This is a genomic window from Streptomyces sp. G5(2025) (assembly GCF_049542075.1).
GTDB lineage: Bacteria > Actinomycetota > Actinomycetes > Streptomycetales > Streptomycetaceae > Streptomyces.
In genome coordinates this window covers 1070636-1086623 of record NZ_JBMUZT010000002.1, presented here as the reverse complement: position 1 = coordinate 1086623, position 15988 = coordinate 1070636, and the positions used below count along the sequence as shown (strand labels likewise).

General features: G+C 71.3%; 10 protein-coding genes and 4 pseudogenes. 11 read left to right on the top strand and 3 right to left on the bottom strand.

Going from position 1 to position 15988, the window contains the following annotated elements; genetic code table 11:
• Window positions 1–196: 196 nt before the first annotated feature.
• Window positions 197–781, top strand: coding sequence for a recombinase family protein (locus ACOBQB_RS05230; protein WP_423589142.1), 585 nt, complete (start codon window positions 197–199; stop codon window positions 779–781).
• 196 nt (window positions 782–977) lie between these two features.
• Here ACOBQB_RS05230 and ACOBQB_RS05225 read toward each other — a convergent pair whose 3' ends face one another.
• The gene (locus ACOBQB_RS05225) at window positions 978–1949 is read right to left on the bottom strand and encodes a helix-turn-helix domain-containing protein (RefSeq protein ID WP_423589140.1); all 972 of its coding nucleotides are present in this window, start codon (window positions 1947–1949) and stop codon (window positions 978–980) included.
• 93 nt (window positions 1950–2042) lie between these two features.
• On the opposite strand from ACOBQB_RS05225, the gene ACOBQB_RS05220 reads away from it, so the two are divergent.
• Complete coding sequence (locus ACOBQB_RS05220; RefSeq protein ID WP_423589138.1) at window positions 2043–2240, top strand: hypothetical protein; 198 nt, start codon at window positions 2043–2045, stop codon at window positions 2238–2240.
• A gap of 330 nt (window positions 2241–2570) precedes the next feature.
• Here ACOBQB_RS05220 and ACOBQB_RS05215 read toward each other — a convergent pair.
• Window positions 2571–2975 (bottom strand): annotated as a pseudogene (locus ACOBQB_RS05215) (radical SAM protein); the annotation flags it as partial.
• A 133-nt stretch (window positions 2976–3108) separates the two neighbouring features.
• Between ACOBQB_RS05215 and ACOBQB_RS05210 the strand changes: the two are divergent.
• The 6 genes and pseudogenes from ACOBQB_RS05210 to ACOBQB_RS05185 form a co-directional block, all read left to right on the top strand.
• A pseudogene (locus ACOBQB_RS05210) lies at window positions 3109–4355 on the top strand (SLC13 family permease).
• Between the two features lie 96 nt (window positions 4356–4451).
• Window positions 4452–4895 (top strand): SRPBCC family protein, encoded by a 444-nt coding sequence (locus ACOBQB_RS05205; protein WP_423589136.1) that lies wholly within the window; start codon window positions 4452–4454, stop codon window positions 4893–4895.
• A gap of 171 nt (window positions 4896–5066) precedes the next feature.
• Window positions 5067–7484: an MFS transporter gene (locus ACOBQB_RS05200; protein WP_423589134.1), complete on the top strand. Its 2418-nt coding sequence runs from the start codon at window positions 5067–5069 to the stop codon at window positions 7482–7484.
• A 143-nt stretch (window positions 7485–7627) separates the two neighbouring features.
• Window positions 7628–10738 carry a SpoIIE family protein phosphatase gene (locus ACOBQB_RS05195; RefSeq protein WP_423589132.1) on the top strand — a complete coding sequence of 1037 codons (3111 nt, stop codon included), beginning with the start codon at window positions 7628–7630 and terminating at the stop codon, window positions 10736–10738.
• 108 nt (window positions 10739–10846) lie between these two features.
• Window positions 10847–11572: a class I SAM-dependent methyltransferase gene (locus tag ACOBQB_RS05190; protein WP_423589129.1), complete on the top strand. Its 726-nt coding sequence runs from the start codon at window positions 10847–10849 to the stop codon at window positions 11570–11572.
• 45 nt (window positions 11573–11617) lie between these two features.
• Window positions 11618–12205, top strand: a pseudogene (locus tag ACOBQB_RS05185) (AAA family ATPase); the annotation flags it as partial.
• Here ACOBQB_RS05185 and ACOBQB_RS05180 read toward each other — a convergent pair.
• Window positions 12195–12377, bottom strand: a pseudogene (locus ACOBQB_RS05180) (substrate-binding domain-containing protein); the annotation flags it as partial. The pseudogenes ACOBQB_RS05185 and ACOBQB_RS05180 overlap by 11 nt on opposite strands.
• Window positions 12378–12600: 223 nt before the next feature.
• Here ACOBQB_RS05180 and ACOBQB_RS05175 point away from each other — a divergent pair.
• The 3 genes from ACOBQB_RS05175 to araD are packed head-to-tail and all read left to right on the top strand — an operon-like array spanning window position 12601 to window position 15955.
• Window positions 12601–13278: a GntR family transcriptional regulator gene (locus ACOBQB_RS05175; protein ID WP_423589127.1), complete on the top strand. Its 678-nt coding sequence runs from the start codon at window positions 12601–12603 to the stop codon at window positions 13276–13278.
• Complete coding sequence (locus ACOBQB_RS05170; protein WP_423589126.1) at window positions 13275–14177, top strand: dihydrodipicolinate synthase family protein; 903 nt, start codon at window positions 13275–13277, stop codon at window positions 14175–14177. Before ACOBQB_RS05175 ends, ACOBQB_RS05170 begins: the two co-directional genes overlap by 4 nt.
• Before the next feature lie 29 nt (window positions 14178–14206).
• Window positions 14207–15955 carry an L-arabinonate dehydratase gene (gene araD, locus ACOBQB_RS05165; RefSeq protein ID WP_423589124.1) on the top strand — a complete coding sequence of 583 codons (1749 nt, stop codon included), beginning with the start codon at window positions 14207–14209 and terminating at the stop codon, window positions 15953–15955.
• The last annotated feature ends 33 nt before the right edge of the window (window positions 15956–15988 follow it).

Below are 15988 nucleotides of genomic sequence, written 5' to 3'. Positions count from 1 at the left end.
GCTCCGCCCCGCCCCGCCCCGGCGAGGTCCGGCGGACCGTCACCGCGCGTGATCACTGATTCGGCGTCTATCAAACGGTGGTTTGTGAGACACCCCCGCCGACGGCCCGCACCGGCCGGAAACAGTGTTCAAAACCCGTCTCAGAACCAGCCCGAGACGACTGGTGTTTTGAGACAAGTTATGAGACGATCTACGCATGGCGACGAACACGAACTCCGGAACTCTGATCGGCTACAAGCGAGTCAGCACGAACGCTCAGGAAGCGCAGCTTCAGGCGGACGCTCTGACCGACGCTGGTTGCTCCCGGATTTTCGAGGACAAGGCCAGCGGGAAGAATGCCGACCGCGTCGGACTGATAGCCGCTCTCGACTACATGCGCGAGGGTGACACGTTGTGCGTGTGGAAGCTGGACCGGTTGGGCCGCTCCACTAAGGACGTGCTCACGATTGCCGAGGATTTGCACGCCCGTGGGATCAGCCTGCGGATTCTGACGGGGACGCTGGCCGGTAGCTACTCCCCCAAGGGGGAAGGCAAGTTCTTCTTTACGATGATGGTTGCCTTTGCTGAGCTGGAGCGGGACATGATCGTTGAGCGCACCCGCGCCGGTCTGGACGCTGCTAAGGTTCAGGGGCGCACCGGTGGCCGTCCCTCTGTGATGGACGCTGACAAGCTGGCCGCTGCTAAAGCGCGCAAGGCTAAGGGTGAAAGCGTCTCGGCCATTGCTAAGGCCCTGGGTGTCTCCCGCGCCACGCTGTACCGCGCACTTGCCGACACCGAGTAATCCGAACTAGCTAGAGAGACCGTCTGCCCGCTGTGGTAGGCGGTCTCTCGGCTTTTCTGCGGGAATACCCTGGGGGGTGCCTCCCTTTCAGGCCCTTTTGCCACCGCACTGGTATAGCAGGCGTGAATCTGTACAAGTTTTTGGGTCGCCCAAACGACCGCCTGTCACCCCTTAACGTTGAAGGGTGGTATCCGCGCTAGGCGGCTTCTACGGCCCGGCGTAGCGCGTCCTTGTGCTCCCACGTCCAAGGGGCGTCGCGTAGCTCATCAGGCAGGCCAGCGAGACCGGTACGCAAATGGTCGGCCGCCTCGCTGTACCTCCCCAGCGCCAGGGTGCAAATCCCCATGTTCAGCCGGTTAAAGTTCGGCGTAAGCCAATACGCGGTTTCGGGCGGCGGGAGTGCGGCGGCTTTGTCCATGAGCCGTTCGGCGTCCTCGGCCATGCGCAGCGCTGCGTCTTGCTCTCCCATTTCAGCGAGCCCGCCCGCTGCCTGTAGGTAATCCCCGATCCGCTGTGCCGGGTGCGCGCCGGGTGTATTCGCTGCTGCTCTGAACCAGCGGGCAATACCTTGTGGTCGTCCCTGCTGTCGCGCAATGTAGCCCTTGAAATTGAGCGCTTGGGCGGCAAGGGTGCCGTTCCCTGTTTCGTCGGCAAGTTCTACGGCGTCGTTCAACAGCCGTACCCCCTGCGGATATTCGCGCGTTTGTGCGAATAGCCATCCTGTGAATTGGACCCATTCTGACGCTACGTCAGATAGGCGGTCCCTATGCGGCCCGCGCGCTTCCTTGAGCATCCGCGTAACTTCCTGCATCTGCGCCATGGTCGCCGGAATCACGCTGCGGGGAGGTGCTGTGTCGTCCAGTCGCCGGTAAGCGGCCAGCACGCCAGCGAGAGCGTCAACGGTTCCGGCGTCCAGTCGAGAGGGATTCTCGGCACTGCGGGCAACGCGTTCCGAGTCGTCTTCGCTGAGCAAGGTTCCGGCCAGCGAACCCCCGGCGCCAACGAGGAAATCCAAGGCGTTAGCCAGATTTTCCGAGGGGCGCTGTTTGCCATTCAGTACACGCGAGAGGTATGCGGGGTCATAGTTCATTTCCCGCGCTGCGGCTTTCATGGAGTACCCGGCGTCCCGCAGTGCCCGGCGGGCAAGATCGGGAAAGTCGTCACGCATGGCGAACCTCTGGGGGTTGACTGGCAGTGCTTCTAGATTAGTCAACCCTGGTCAACTACCGCGTTACGTATGGGATTCCGGATCATGGACCGCATGACCGAACCGACTAGGTACAGCACAGCGCCGGTCGAACTCCCGCTCAGAGTGGCGGAGTTGGAGCCGAAGCCCGTAGACGGATGCGCCGGTTGCCGAGAGCTGGCCAACGTTCGTGACCGTGCCCGAACGGGTGGCGACATGACCACCGTGTCTGACTGCAACGTCCTCATGCGGAAGCACCCCGAGGGGCACTGATGACGACCCGCGCTGTGTACCGATTCGTAGACCACACCATCCGCCACGAACCAGCGGGCGGGATCGTCGCTGAACTGCACTGCATGACGCACGAGTGCGGGGAGTCGTCCGGACCGCAGGGGAATTCCGAGGATGCGCAGGCTTGGGCACTGAGACACGCGGGCCGGAACCCCGGCCATGACCTCTACCGGCGAGAGTTTAGCGACCATGCCCGCGTGACCCGCGCTGACTAGCTCCCGCCCCTCCCATGACTGCGGCGATGCAGCGCGGTAGGGGCGGGGTTCCCGTGTTTCCGCAGGTCATCGGCTCTTGACGGGGTGTGCAACACGTCTCCGCGCGCTGGTAGCAGTCGACGTTCGTGCCCATGGCGATGTGGTCGCCGTGCCAGCGGGGCGAGGCGAGCCGGCGCCGCAGCAGTTCGGCGGCGTTGACCTTGACGACGATCTGGCTGTCGAACCCGATGCCGGTGTCCAGGTCCAGATAGCTGTGGGTCTTGCGCGCGAAACAGTAGACGCACGCGTGCGTGCAGCCCCGGTAGGGATTGACCGTCCATTCGAACGGCATACGGGACGCGCCCGGCACGCGGTTCAGGATCGAGCGGGCCCGGATCTCGTGGAAGGTGATCCCCGCGAACTCGGGGGTGTCGAAGGTCCGTGTCGTCACCGCGTCCGCGCCGAACAGCGCGGCATCAGCGGTGCCCTGACGCGGCCCGTCGGAGAGGTTCTCCCAGCGCATGACGCCTCCTCGGTAGCACTGGCCCCAGAATAGAACACATGTTCCCTTGATCGTGCGGCCCGGCGGCCCGGTGGCCCGGCGATCCGGCGGCCCGGCGACGAACCGCTCGCGTGCCCGTTGCATGATCGGAAGCATGTTCGTCGAGTCCCTGTCCGTCGTCGCCCTGGCTGTGGTGCTGATCTGCGCGGTCGTACGTCCCTTCGGCCGCCCGGAAGCCGTCTTCGCCGTACCCGCCGCCGGTGTGGTGGTCGCGGCCGGGGCGATCCCGCTCGACGACGTGCGGGACGAGGCCGCCCGGCTCGGCCCCGTGATCGGCTTCCTCGCGGCCGTCCTGGTGCTCGCCAAGCTCTGCGCAGACGAAGGGCTCTTCCACGCCTGCGGCACCTGGATGGCACGCCGGGCCGCGGGACGCCCCCGCCGCCTGCTCGCCGCGGTCTTCGGGCTCGCCTCGGTCATCACCGCGGCCCTCAGCCTGGACGCCACCGTGGTCCTGCTCACCCCCGTGGTCTTCGCGACCGCCGCCCGCATGGGCGCCCGGCCCCGGCCGCACGTCTACGCGAGCGCCCACCTCTCGAACACGGCCTCGCTCCTGCTGCCCGTCTCGAACCTCACGAACCTCCTGGCGTTCGCCGCGACCGGCCTGAGCTTCACCCGCTTCGCCCTCCTGATGACGCTGCCGTGGCTGGTCGCCATCGCGGTCGAGTACGCCGTCTTCCGGCGGTTCTTCGCCGCCGACCTCAACGCCCCGGCCGACGGCGGCGACACCGCGGAGCCGCCCCGGACACCGCGCTTCGCCCTGGTCATCGTGGCGCTCACCCTCGCCGGGTTCGCGGCCGCCTCCACCGCCGGCGTCGACCCGGCCTGGGCCGCGGCGGCCGGGGCGGCCGTGCTCGCCGTGCGCGCCCTCCTGCGGCGGCGCACCACCGCGGTCGCGCTCCTGCGCTCGGCCTCGCTGCCGTTCCTCGCCTTCGTCCTCGCCCTCGGGGTCGTCGTGCGGGCCGTCGTCGACAACGGCCTCGGCGACGCCCTCGGACACGTCCTGCCGGACGGCGCGGCCCTGCCCGCGCTGCTCGGCACCGCCGCCGTCGCCGCGCTCCTGGCCAACCTCATCAACAACCTGCCGGCCGTCCTGGCGCTGGTCCCGCTGGCCGCGCCGTCCGGCCCCGGAGCCGTCCTCGCCGTGCTCATCGGCGTGAACGTCGGCCCGAACCTCACCTACGCCGGCTCCTCGCCACCCTGCTCTGGCGCCGCATCGCCCACCAGCACGAACACCACGTCCCTCTGCGGGAGTTCACCCGCCTCGGCCTGCTCACCACGCCCGCGGCCCTCCTCCTCGCGACCGTCGCGCTCTGGGTCTCGCTGCGGCTGCTGCCCGTCTGAACGGGTCCCGGCGGCGGCCCCGATTTGGGGGGCCGGTGCGCCGGGTGGTTGGCTCTCCCTGAACTCCCCGATAAACCGAGTGCTGGAGGAAGTGCAATGGCGCAGGTCGAGGCGACCACGGAGCGGATCATCGCGGCACAGCCGGACGACGTCTTCGACGCGCTGGCCGACTACAGCGGCACGCGCGGAAAGATCCTTTCGGAGCACTTCAGCGAGTACGAGGTACGCGAAGGCGGCGACGGCGAGGGCACCCTGGTCCACTGGAAGCTCCAGGCCACCAGCAAGCGGGTTCGAGACTGCCTTCTGGAGGTCACCGAGCCCACCGACGGTGAGCTGGTCGAGAAGGACCGCAACTCCTCCATGGTCACCACCTGGACCGTCACCCCGGCGGGCGAGGGCAAGTCCCGCGTGGTCGTCACCAGCGTGTGGAACGGCGCGGGCGGCATCGGCGGCTTCTTCGAGAAGACCTTCGCGCCCAAGGGCCTCGGGCGGATCTACGACGCCGTCCTCGGCAATCTCGCCACCGAGCTGGAGAAGTAGTCACGCTCACCGTTTCGAGTGGTTCTCCGCTCGGCTCCGTCGCGCGCCGTAGGGCTTCGACCGGCGCGTTCATCCCTGAGGTCCCGCTGAAGAGCGACTCGTCGCGCTTGCTCCCAGTTGTCGCGTAATGCGAGAAAGCTGGCGGCGCAGGCGCGACGAGGGGAGCAGTACGTGGGTGGGACGACGCTGGCGAAGGCCTCCGGGCAGGACGGCGAGGCGGCCGCGCCACCGGACGGCCGAGGGGCGGGACAGCCACCGCAGGCAGCCGGCGCGACGGCACAGGCGCTCAGCCCCCGCCGCGTCCGCATGGTCTTCGTCGGGCTGCTGCTCGCCCTGCTGCTCGCCGCCCTGGAGCAGATGATCGTCGCCACCGCGCTCCCCAAGATCGTCGGGGAGCTGCACGGCCTGGACAAGATGTCCTGGGCGATCACCGCCTACCTGCTCACCTCCACCATCGGACTGCCCATCTACGGCAAGCTCGGTGACCTCTACGGGCGCAAGGGCGTCTTCCAGTTCGCGATTCTCGTCTTCGTCGCCGGCTCCGCGCTCGCCGGCTGGTCGCGCACCATGGACGAACTCATCGTCTTCCGCGCCCTCCAGGGCGTCGGCGCGGGCGGCCTCATGATCGGCGTACAGGCGATCATCGCGGACATCGTGCCGCCCCGGCAGCGCGGCCGCTACATGGGGCTGATCGGCGCCGCGTTCGGCCTCGCCTCGGTCGCGGGCCCCCTGCTCGGCGGCTTCTTCACCGACCATGCCTCCTGGCGCTGGTGCTTCTACTTCAACGTGCCCTTCGGCCTGGTCACGCTGTTCGTGGTCACCCTCGCCCTCAAGCTGCCGAAACCCGTCGGCAGGGGGCGGTTCGACGTGCTCGGCGCGCTGCTGCTCGGCGCCGCCTCCACCTGCCTGGTGCTGCTCACCAGCTGGGGCGGGACCGAGTACGCCTGGGGCGACCGGCTGATCCTCGGGCTCGGGGCGGGCGCCGTGGTGACGAGCCTGCTCTTCCTCCTCACCGAGAGGTTCGCCGCAGAACCGATCATTCCGCTGCGCCTGTTCCGCGACGCGGTCTTCAACCTCACCTCCCTGGTGGGCATGGTCGTCGGGGTGGGCCTCTTCGGAGCGGCCAGTTATCTGCCGACCTTCCTGCAAATGGTCGACGGCGCGAGCGCCACCGAGTCCGGCCTCCTGATGCTGCCGATGATGGGCGGCGTCGTCGGCGCCTCGATCATCTCCGGGCAGCTCATCAGCCACACCGGGCGCTACAAGATCTATCCGGTGCTCGGCGGCGCCCTGTCCGTCGTCGGCATGTGGTTCCTCTCGCGGCTCGAAGCCGACACGTCCCGCCTCGCGTACAGCGTCTGGATGGCGATCCTCGGCGCGGGCATCGGACTGGTCATGCCGGTCCTGATCCTCGCCGTGCAGAACACGGTCCGCCCCGGCGACCTCGGCACGGCCACCAGCGCGCACAACTACTTCCGGCAGATCGGCGGCAGCGTGGGCGCCGCGCTCTTCGGCACGCTCTTCGCCGACCGTCTCGCCCGCATCCTCGCGGACCGGCTCCCCGCCGGGGCGAACCCGGACCTGCCCGACCCCGAGTCCCTCACCCCGCAGCTGGTCCACGCGCTGCCCGCGCCGCTGCGCGAGGGCTACATCCAGGCCTACGCCGACGCGATGCCGCGGATCTTCCTCTACCTGGTGCCGGTGCTCGTCCTCGGCATGCTGCTCGCCTTCTTCCTCAAGGAGACCCCCCTGTTGTCCAGCGCCACTCCCCCCAACGCACCCGCCGCCGCGCCGGTGACCGTCCCCCACGCCCGTACGACGGCGTACGCGGCCGGGGTCCCGGTCTGCGGCACCGTGCAGCACCCCGACGGCACCGTCGTGCCCCGCGCGGCCCTCACCCTCATCGACGTGACCGGGCAGCAGATCGGGCGCGGCGCGAGCGGGGAGGACGGGCGGTACGCCCTCTCGACACCGGGATCGGGGTCGTTCGTGCTGATCGCGGCCGCCGGCGGGCACCAGCCGCAGGCCGTCACGGTCACCGTCGGCGAGCGGCCCGTCGAACTCGACGTGGTCCTCGGCGGCGCGGGCCGCCTCGCGGGCACCGTGACGACCGCCGACGGAACGCCCGTCCGGGATGCCGCCGTCACCCTCACCGACGTCCGCGGCGAGGTCGTCGCCACCACTCGCAGCGGCCGCGAGGGCGGTTACGTCATGACCGAGCTGGTGGCCGGCGAGTACACCCTGGCGGCGAGCGCCCCCGCCTTCCGTCCCGCCGCGCTGCCGGTCACCGTGCAGGCCTCGCGCGAGACCCGCCAGGACGTGGAGCTCGCGGGCGGCGCGGTGCTGCGCGGCACCGTGCGGGCGGGCGGCGGCCGGGCCGTCGAGGACGCGCGCGTGACGCTGCTCGACGCCGCGGGCAACGTCGTCGACACCCTGACCACCGGGCTCGACGGCACCTTCCGCTTCGTCGACCTGTCGTCCGGCGAGTACACCGTCATCGCGGCGGGCTACCCGCCGGTCGCCACGGTCCTCCAGGTCGCGGGCGGCGGACGCACCGAGCGGGACCTTCAACTGGGCCACGAGGACTGACGTACGGGGGCGTCCAGGGGGGCGTGCGCCGGAGCTTTTCGGCCACGGGCAATTACCGCATTGCCCGGCACGGCAACCCGCTCCGGCCGTACGGTGGTTGGTGGCGGTTCAGATCTTGCGCCGCCACGGAAGGAGCATGGGCCATGGAACGAGGCACTCCGGACGGGCCGGTGGCGCAGAGTGCCGTGGCCGGACGCATCCCCCTGGCCGTGGTCGTCGTCGACGGCGCGGGGCTCGTCTCGCACTGGAGCGCCGGAGCGCGCCGCCTTTTCGGATGCCCGAAGGAGGAGGCCGTCGGCCGACCTGCGGGCGATCTGCTCCCCGTCCACGGCGCGATGCGTGAGAGTCGCGGGGCCCGTGAGGCCCGTGAGGACCATGAGCCCCATGGGGCATACGCCGGGCTCGGCCCCGACCTGGAGACGTCCCTCGGTGGGCACATCTCCTATCCCGCGGCGGGCCGGGCGCGGCTGACCGGGCCGGCGAGGGGTGGCAGCGCCCGGGTGGACGTCATCTGGTGGGCGTACCCGCTGGTCGGCCCCGGGCCGGAGCGGCTGCTCGTGCTCGCCGCCGACGCCGAGGCGCTGGCCGCGCACGAGGGGCCTGGGGCCGGGTGGGACGTGGGTGGCGAGCACGGCGAGCGGGTCGAGGGGGTCGGGCGGGACGAGCGCGGCGACCGGGTCGAGCGGCTTGAGCGGCTTGAGCGGGCAGGGTGGGACGCGCCTGGCGAGCAGGCCGAGCGGGTCGGGTGGGTTGAGCGGGCGGGGTGGGACGCGCGTGGCGAGCGGGTCGAGGGGGTCGGGCGGGACGAGCGCGGCGACCGGGTCGAGCGGCTTGAGCGGCTTGAGCGGGCAGGGTGGGACGCGCGTGGCGAGCAGGCCGAGCGGGTCGGGTGGGTTGAGCGGGCGGGGTGGGACGCGCGTGGCGAGCGGGTCGAGGGGGTCGGGCGGGACGAGCGCGGCGACCGGGTCGAGCGGCTTGAGCGGCTTGAGCGGGCAGGGTGGGACGCGCCTGGCGAGCAGGCCGAGCGGGTCGGGTGGGTTGAGCGGGCGGGGTGGGACGCGCGTGGCGAGCGGGCCGGGCGTGGTGAGCACGGCGAGCGGGTTGAGCTGGCCGCGCACGAGGGGCCCGGGGACGGATGGGACGCGCGCGGCGAGCAGGCTGAGCGGGCCGGGCGGGACGCATGCAGCGAGCGGGTCGAGAGGGTTGCGCGGGCCGGGCGGGACGCGCGCGGCGAGCAGGCCAAGTTGGTCGAGCAGGTTGAGCGGATCGCGCCCGGCTTCGCCCTGCACACGGACTTCCCGGGCGCGGACGAGCTGGCGGCCCGGCTGCCCGAGATCCTGCCGAGCATGAGCGTGGACGACAGCTCCCGCATCGTCGCCCAGGTCCTCGAACTGGGCTATCCGGTCCTGGAGTTCAGTCGGCACGACCGGGTGCCCGTCACCCCGGACTGGGGCGTGGCCCGGCGCGACGAGCGCAAGGCGCGCAGGCAGCGCGCCGAGCGGGCCGCCGCGTACGGACTCCCCGCGGCCGAGCATGACGCCGGTGACGACGAGGGCGAGGACCTCGAATACGCGGCGGTGCGCGAGCGCCTCGAATTCCTCAACGAAGTCAGCGGACGCATCGGTTCCTCCCTCGACCTGTCGCACACGATCCTGGAGGTCAGCCGGGCGGTCGTGCCCCGCTTCACGGATGTCGCGGGCACATATCTGCGCGAGCAGGTCGTCGCGGGCGAGGGGTTCCCCGAGGGGCCGCCGGACGAGACCACGCTGTGGCACCGGGTCGCCGTGGAGCACACCGACGAGCCGGGCCGCTGGGACGACGTCGTGCCGGTCGGTGAGTCCATGCCCTTCCCGGCACACACGCCGTTCTTCCAGTGCATGACCTCCGGCGACCCGGTGCTCGTACCGCGCATCACCGAGGAGATGGGCAACGCCATCGCCTCCCAGTTCGAGAAGCGCGACATCCGCCCGCTGATCAACCACCGCTCGATGCTCGTCGTACCGCTCAAGGCCCGCAACGTGGTGCTCGGCTTCATGATCCTGCTGCGCCACCGGGAGCGGCCCGTCTTCAACGACATGGACCGCGTCACCGGCGCCGAACTGGCCGCCCGCGCGGGCCTCGTGCTCGACAACGCCCGCATGTACACCTACCAGGAGAGCGTCGCCGACACCCTCCAGGACAGCATGCTGCCGCACATCCAGCCCCGCATGTCCGGCTGCGACATCGCCACCCGCTATCTGCCCGGCACGCTCCTCGGGCGGGTCGGCGGCGACTGGTTCGACTCCGTCAAACTGCCCGGCTCCCGCACCGCGCTCGTCGTCGGCGACGTCATGGGCCACGGCCTCAACTCGGCCGCGATGATGGGGCAGTTGCGTACGGCCGTGCAGACCATGGCCGCCCTGGACCTGCCGCCCGAGCAGCTCCTGCGCAACCTCGACGACCTCGCCCAGCGCCTCGGCGAGCACTATCTCGCGACGTGCCTCTACGCGGTCTACGATCCGATCGCCGGCGAGCTGAACCTCGCCAACGCCGGTCACATCCCGCCTGTCCTGGTCCGCGCCGAGGACGGCCGCAGCGAACTGCTCGACCTGCCGACCGGGGCGCCCATCGGCGTGGGTGGCGTCCCCTTCGAGTCGGTACGGGTACGGGTCGCGCCCGGCGACCGGCTCCTGATGTGCACCGACGGACTCGTCGAGGTCCGCGGCGAGGACATCGGCGTCGGCCTCGCCACGCTCACCGAGTCCGCCGCGCACCCCGCCGCCTCCATGGACGAGGCCTGCGACACGATCATCCGCGCCCTGAACCCGCACGGCGGCCGCAAGGACGACGTGGCCCTTCTGATGGCCCGGCTCAACGGCATCGCGGGCGACGACGTGGCGCGCTGGCGGCTCACCCCCGAGCCGAGCGAGGTGAGCCGGGTCCGCGAGCTGACCCGTGCGCAGCTGCGGGCCTGGTCCCTCGACGCCCTCGACGCCCTCGGCGACACCGCCGAGCTGCTCGTGAGCGAGCTGGTCACCAACGTCGTGCGCCACGCCCGCAGCGGCCGCCTCGACCTGCGCCTGGTCCGCGCCGGGACACTGCTGTGCGAGGTCGAGGACGACGACCCCGCGCTGCCCACGCTGCTCAGCGCGGGCCCCGGCGACGAGTACGGACGCGGCCTCAGGGTCGTCAGCACGCTCGCCAAGGAGTGGGGCACGAGCCGCACCGACTCCGGCAAGACGGTCTGGTTCGAACTGCCGTTGCCCCGAAGGTGATTGGGGCGTGAAGGATCGCGTGGACGCCCTTGTTCGCGGGAGCGGGGCGCGGTAGACCGATCTTGCCGTCGGCTTCGGCGGCTCTCGTCGCACCCCGGGGAGCTGGGCATGAGCGTCACGAGTCGGTACAGGGAGGCCTGGGAGGCGTTCTGGCGCGAGGCCCCGGGCGAACCGGGCGCCGTCATCTGGGACGCCGAGCCCGCACTGACCGTCGGCGTCCATCTCGCCCTGTTCGAACCGCACGTGGCCGCGACCGACCTGCCCATGGTCGACCTGGGCTGCGGCAACGGCACCCAGACCCGTTTCCTCGCCGACCGCTTCCCGCACGTCCTCGGCGTCGACCTGTCCGTCGCCGCCCTCGCCCATGCCCGGCACGCCGACCCCGCGGACCAGGCGGAGTTCCGCCAGCTCGACGCCGCCGACAAGGGCGCGGCGGAGCAACTGCACGCGGAACTGGGCGATGTGAACGTCTACATGCGCGGCGTCCTCCACCAGTGCGAGCCCGACGACCGCCAGGCGCTTGTCGACAGCGTCGCGACGCTGACCGGTGAGCGCGGCAGGGCCTTCCTCGTCGAACTGTCCGAGGCGGCCAAGCCCATCCTGACGGGCCTCGCACAGGCCCCCGGGGGCCCGCCGCCGAAGCTCGCCCCCATCTTCGCGCACGGCATCGCCCCCGCCGAGGTGGTCGACGACGCCGTGCCGCGGTACGTGGCCGAGGCCGGACTCGACATCGTCACGAGCGGCGAACTCCCCCTTGCCACCACCGAGTTCACGCCGGACGGCACGCGCATGGAACTGCCCTCGAAATGGCTGGTGGTGCGCCGGGCGGGCTGACGGTCCTGACCCCGGCGGGCCGCGCCGCGCCCGCGCGCCCCGCCGCCCCACCTGCTGCGCAGGTCGCTGCTCCAGGACCGCGAACTGATCGGCACCCTCAACCGCGCGTGGCCGATGCTGGAGGCGAGTGATCTCGTCGGTGACCTGTGGTCCGTACCGGCCTGTCTGCGCAAGTGCGCCCCCTGGCCCAGCGCCGACGACGTGCGCCGGCTCCAGCGCGCGGACGCCCAGGCCTGGACCATCTCCGACCTGCCGCTCCTGGACGCCGCACGGCAGTGGTTCGGCGATTCGGAGGCGTCCGCGCGCAAGCAGCGGCAGGAAGCCGCCGTCGCCGCCGAGCGGGCGCGCCGGGCCGACGTCATGGGCAGCCTGCTCCAGAACGTCGAGATCGACGAGAGCGAAGGTGCCCTCGGCATGCTGCACGGGCGGGACCTCCAGGACAGCCTGATCGACGAGAACGCGCTGCCCTCGGCCGAACCTGACCTGCTGGCCGGACCGTTCGCGCACGTCATCGTGGACGAGGAGCAGGAACTGACCGACGCCGAATGGCAGATGCTGCTCCAGCGCTGCCCGTCCCGGAGCTTCACCGTCGTCGGGGACCGCGCCCAGGCCAGGCACGGCTTCAGCCGCGCCGCACCCGCTCCGTCGGCAGGGTCACCGCCGCCGGCTCCTCCCCACCGATCCGGGCGAGGAGGACCCGTACCGTCGCCGCGCTGATGCGGTCCCAGGGCCGACGGATCGTCGTCAGCTCGGGGTGCGCGCCGAGCGCGGCCGAGGAGTCGTCGAAGCCGCCGACCGCGATGTCCGGGAACGCGTCGGAGAACCAGGCGCTGTTCGGCTACGACCGCCGGCTCCTGCTCGCGGCACGGCGGTTCGGAGGCCGCTGAGCCGTTTGTGAACCCCGAACTCCCTCTTGTCAGAAGGGTTTTGTCAGAAGCATTGACGAAGCCCGGGCGCCCTCTTAGCTTCTACGCGTCGTACTTCGTACGTCATATATGAGACGCGATACGCGAGATCTGAGGGTGCCCATGACGTCCGTCCCGACCCCGACCCCGGCCACGGCGCCGCCCCCGGTCCCGATTCCGTCGCGCACGCAGTTCGTGCTCGACTCGATCAAACACCGCATCCTCAGCGGCGAGTTGAGCCCCGGGCAGCCCCTGGTCGAGACGGAACTCGCCCGCGCGTACGGCGTCTCCAAGACGCCCGTGCGCGAGGCCCTGAAAACCCTCGCCGGTACCGGGCTCGTCGAGATGAGTCAGTACAAGGGCGTCACCGTGCGCACCGTGGACGCCGCCATGGCGCGCGAGGTCTACGACGTACGACTGCTCCTGGAGCCCGAGGCGCTGCGCCGCACCGTGCTGCGCGGCGCCCCACTCGATGCCGCGCGCGAGGCCCTGGTGCGGGCCGACGCCGCCGAGGACGCGGCCGAACGCTCCCTGGCCAACCGGGAGTTCCATCGCGCCCTGTACGTGGACTGCGGCAACCCGCTCCTCGGGCGGCTGCTGGACGGGGTGCGGGACCAGGCCGCGCTCGTCTCCGCCGTGGCCTGGGCCGCCGACCCGTCGTGGGCCCGGGAGGCCACCGAGCACGAGTGGATCCTGCGGCTCGCCCTCGCCGGGGACCAGGACGGGGCGGCGCGCGCCCTGCACGAGCACATCGAGTCGTTCGTGCGCCGGGCCTTTCCCGGGGAAGGGGAACCCCAGTGACGTTCGAGACGCAGCGCACCGCACTCGCCGACGTCGTGGCGATCCCGGTGACGCCCTTCACCCGGGACGGCGCCGTCGACCGCGCGGCGCACCGCACGATCCTGCGCCGCCTGCTCGACGGCGGGGTGCGCACCCTGACGCCGAACGGCAACACCGGCGAGTTCTACGCCCTCTCGCCCCAAGAGCGGCGGGACGTCGTGGAGTTGACGCTCGCCGAAGCCGCCGGGGAGGCCGTGGTGCTCGCCGGCGTGGGCCATGACGTGCCGACCGCTGTCACCGCCGCCCGGCACGCCGAGGAGCGCGGCGCGAGCATGGTGATGGTCCATCAGCCCGTGCATCCCTACGTCTCCGACGCGGGCTGGGTCGCCTACCACCGGGCGATCGCCGAGGCCGTGCCGGACCTGGGGGTCGTCCCCTACGTGCGGGACGCCGGCCTGCCGGGTGCCCGCCTCGCCGAACTCGCCGACGCCTGCCCCAACGTCATCGGCGTCAAGTACGCCGTGCCGGACGCGGCGCGGTTCGCGGGGTTCGCGCGCGACGCGGGGCTCGACCGCTTCGTATGGGTCGCGGGGCTCGCCGAGCCGTACGCGCCCTCGTACTTCTCGGCGGGCGCCACCGGTTTCACCTCGGGCCTCGTGAATGTCGCCCCCGGCGTTTCGCTGCGCATGATCGAAGCGCTTCGATCCGGTGACCACGACGAGGCCATGAAGGTGTGGGAGCGGATCCGCCGCTTCGAGGAACTGCGGGCCGCCGACGGCTCCGCGCACAACGTCACGGTCGTCAAGGAGGCCCTCGCCGTCCTCGGCCTGTGCCGCCGCGACGTGCGCGCGCCGAGCAGTCTGCTGCCGGAGGCCGAGCGCGCCGAGGTCGCGGCGATCGTCGAGGGGTGGTCCCTGTGAACGGCGCGCCCGAAGGGGGAGAGGCCTCAGTGAACGGCGCGCCCGGAGAGCGTACGCGGCGGGAGCTGCGCAGCCGTCAGTGGTACGGCGACAGCGTCTCTTCGGGGCTGCGCTCCTTCAGTCACCGCGCCCGCACCCGCCAGCTCGGCTACCTCCCCGAGGAGCACCTGGGCAAGCCCGTCATCGCGGTGCTCAACACCTGGTCCGACATCAACCCCTGCCACTCCCACCTGCGCGAGCGCGCGCAGGCCGTCAAGCGCGGGGTGTGGCAGGCGGGCGGCTTCCCCCTGGAGTTCCCGGTCTCCACGCTCAGCGAGACCTTCCAGAAGCCCACCCCTATGCTCTACCGCAACCTCCTCGCCATGGAGACCGAGGAACTGCTCCGCTCCTACCCGGTCGACGGCGCGGTCCTCCTCGGCGGCTGCGACAAGACGACGCCCGCGCTCCTCATGGGCGCCGCCAGTGTCGACCTGCCCGCCGTCTTCGTGCCGGCCGGGCCCATGCTGCCGGGCCACTGGCGGGGCGAGACCCTCGGATCCGGCACCGACATGTGGAAGTACTGGGACGATCACCGCGCCGGGCTCATCGGCGACTGCGAGCTGACCGAACTGGAGAGCGGCCTCGCCCGCTCGCCGGGCCACTGCATGACCATGGGCACCGCCTCGACGCTCACCGCGGCGGCGGAGGCGCTCGGCGTGACCGTGCCCGGCGCCTCGTCCATCCCGGCGGTCGACTCAGGGCACGACAGGATGGCGGCGGCGTCGGGACTGCGGATCGTCGACCTCGTACGCGAGGACCGCAGGCTGTCCCGGATCCTCACGCCGCACGCCTTCGCGGACGCCGTCACCACGGTCCTCGGGCTCGGCGGCTCCACCAACGCCGTCATCCACCTCACCGCGATGGCCGGACGCGCCGGGGTGCAGCTCACGCTGGACGACTTCGACCGGATCGCCCGCACCGTGCCGGTGCTCGCCGACGTACGGCCGGGCGGCGAGCGGTACCTGATGGAGGACTTCCACCTCGCCGGCGGACTCCCCGGCTTCTTGTCGCGCATCACCGACCTGCTGCACCTGGACCGGCCCACGGTCTGCCACGACACCCTGCGCGAACAGCTCGCGGGGGCACGCGTGCACGACGCGGACGTGATCCGCACCCGCGACAACCCGGTCGCCGAGGAGGGCGGCGTCGCCGTGCTGCGCGGCAACCTCTGCCCGGACGGCGCCGTCATCAAGCACATCGCCGCCGAGCCGCACCTGCTGCGGCACACCGGCCCCGCCGTCGTCTTCGACGACTACCGCACGATGCAGCGCACCATCCACGACCCGGCCCTCGGCATCACGCCCGACCACGTCCTGGTCCTGCGCGGCTCGGGCCCCAAGGGCGGGCCCGGCATGCCCGAGTACGGCATGCTGCCCATCCCCGACCACCTGCTGAAGCGGGGCGTGCGCGACATGGTGCGGATCTCCGACGCGCGGATGAGCGGCACCTCGTACGGCACCTGCGTGTTGCACGTCGCGCCGGAGTCGTACGTCGGCGGGCCGCTCGCACTGGTGCGCACGGGGGATCTGATCACCCTCGACGTCGCTGCGCGCAGCCTGCGTCTTGAGGTGTCCGACCAGGAGCTGGCGCGCCGTCGCCGTGCCTGGACGCCGCCGCCCGCCCGTTACGAGCGGGGGTACGGCGCGCTCTACAGCGAGCAGGTCACGCAGGCCGACACGGGCTGCGACTTCGCGTTCCTGGCGAGGCCGGGCACGGTGCCGGATCCGTACGCGGGCTGAACTCCCGCCCCGTCCCCCTATTTGCCCGAGATT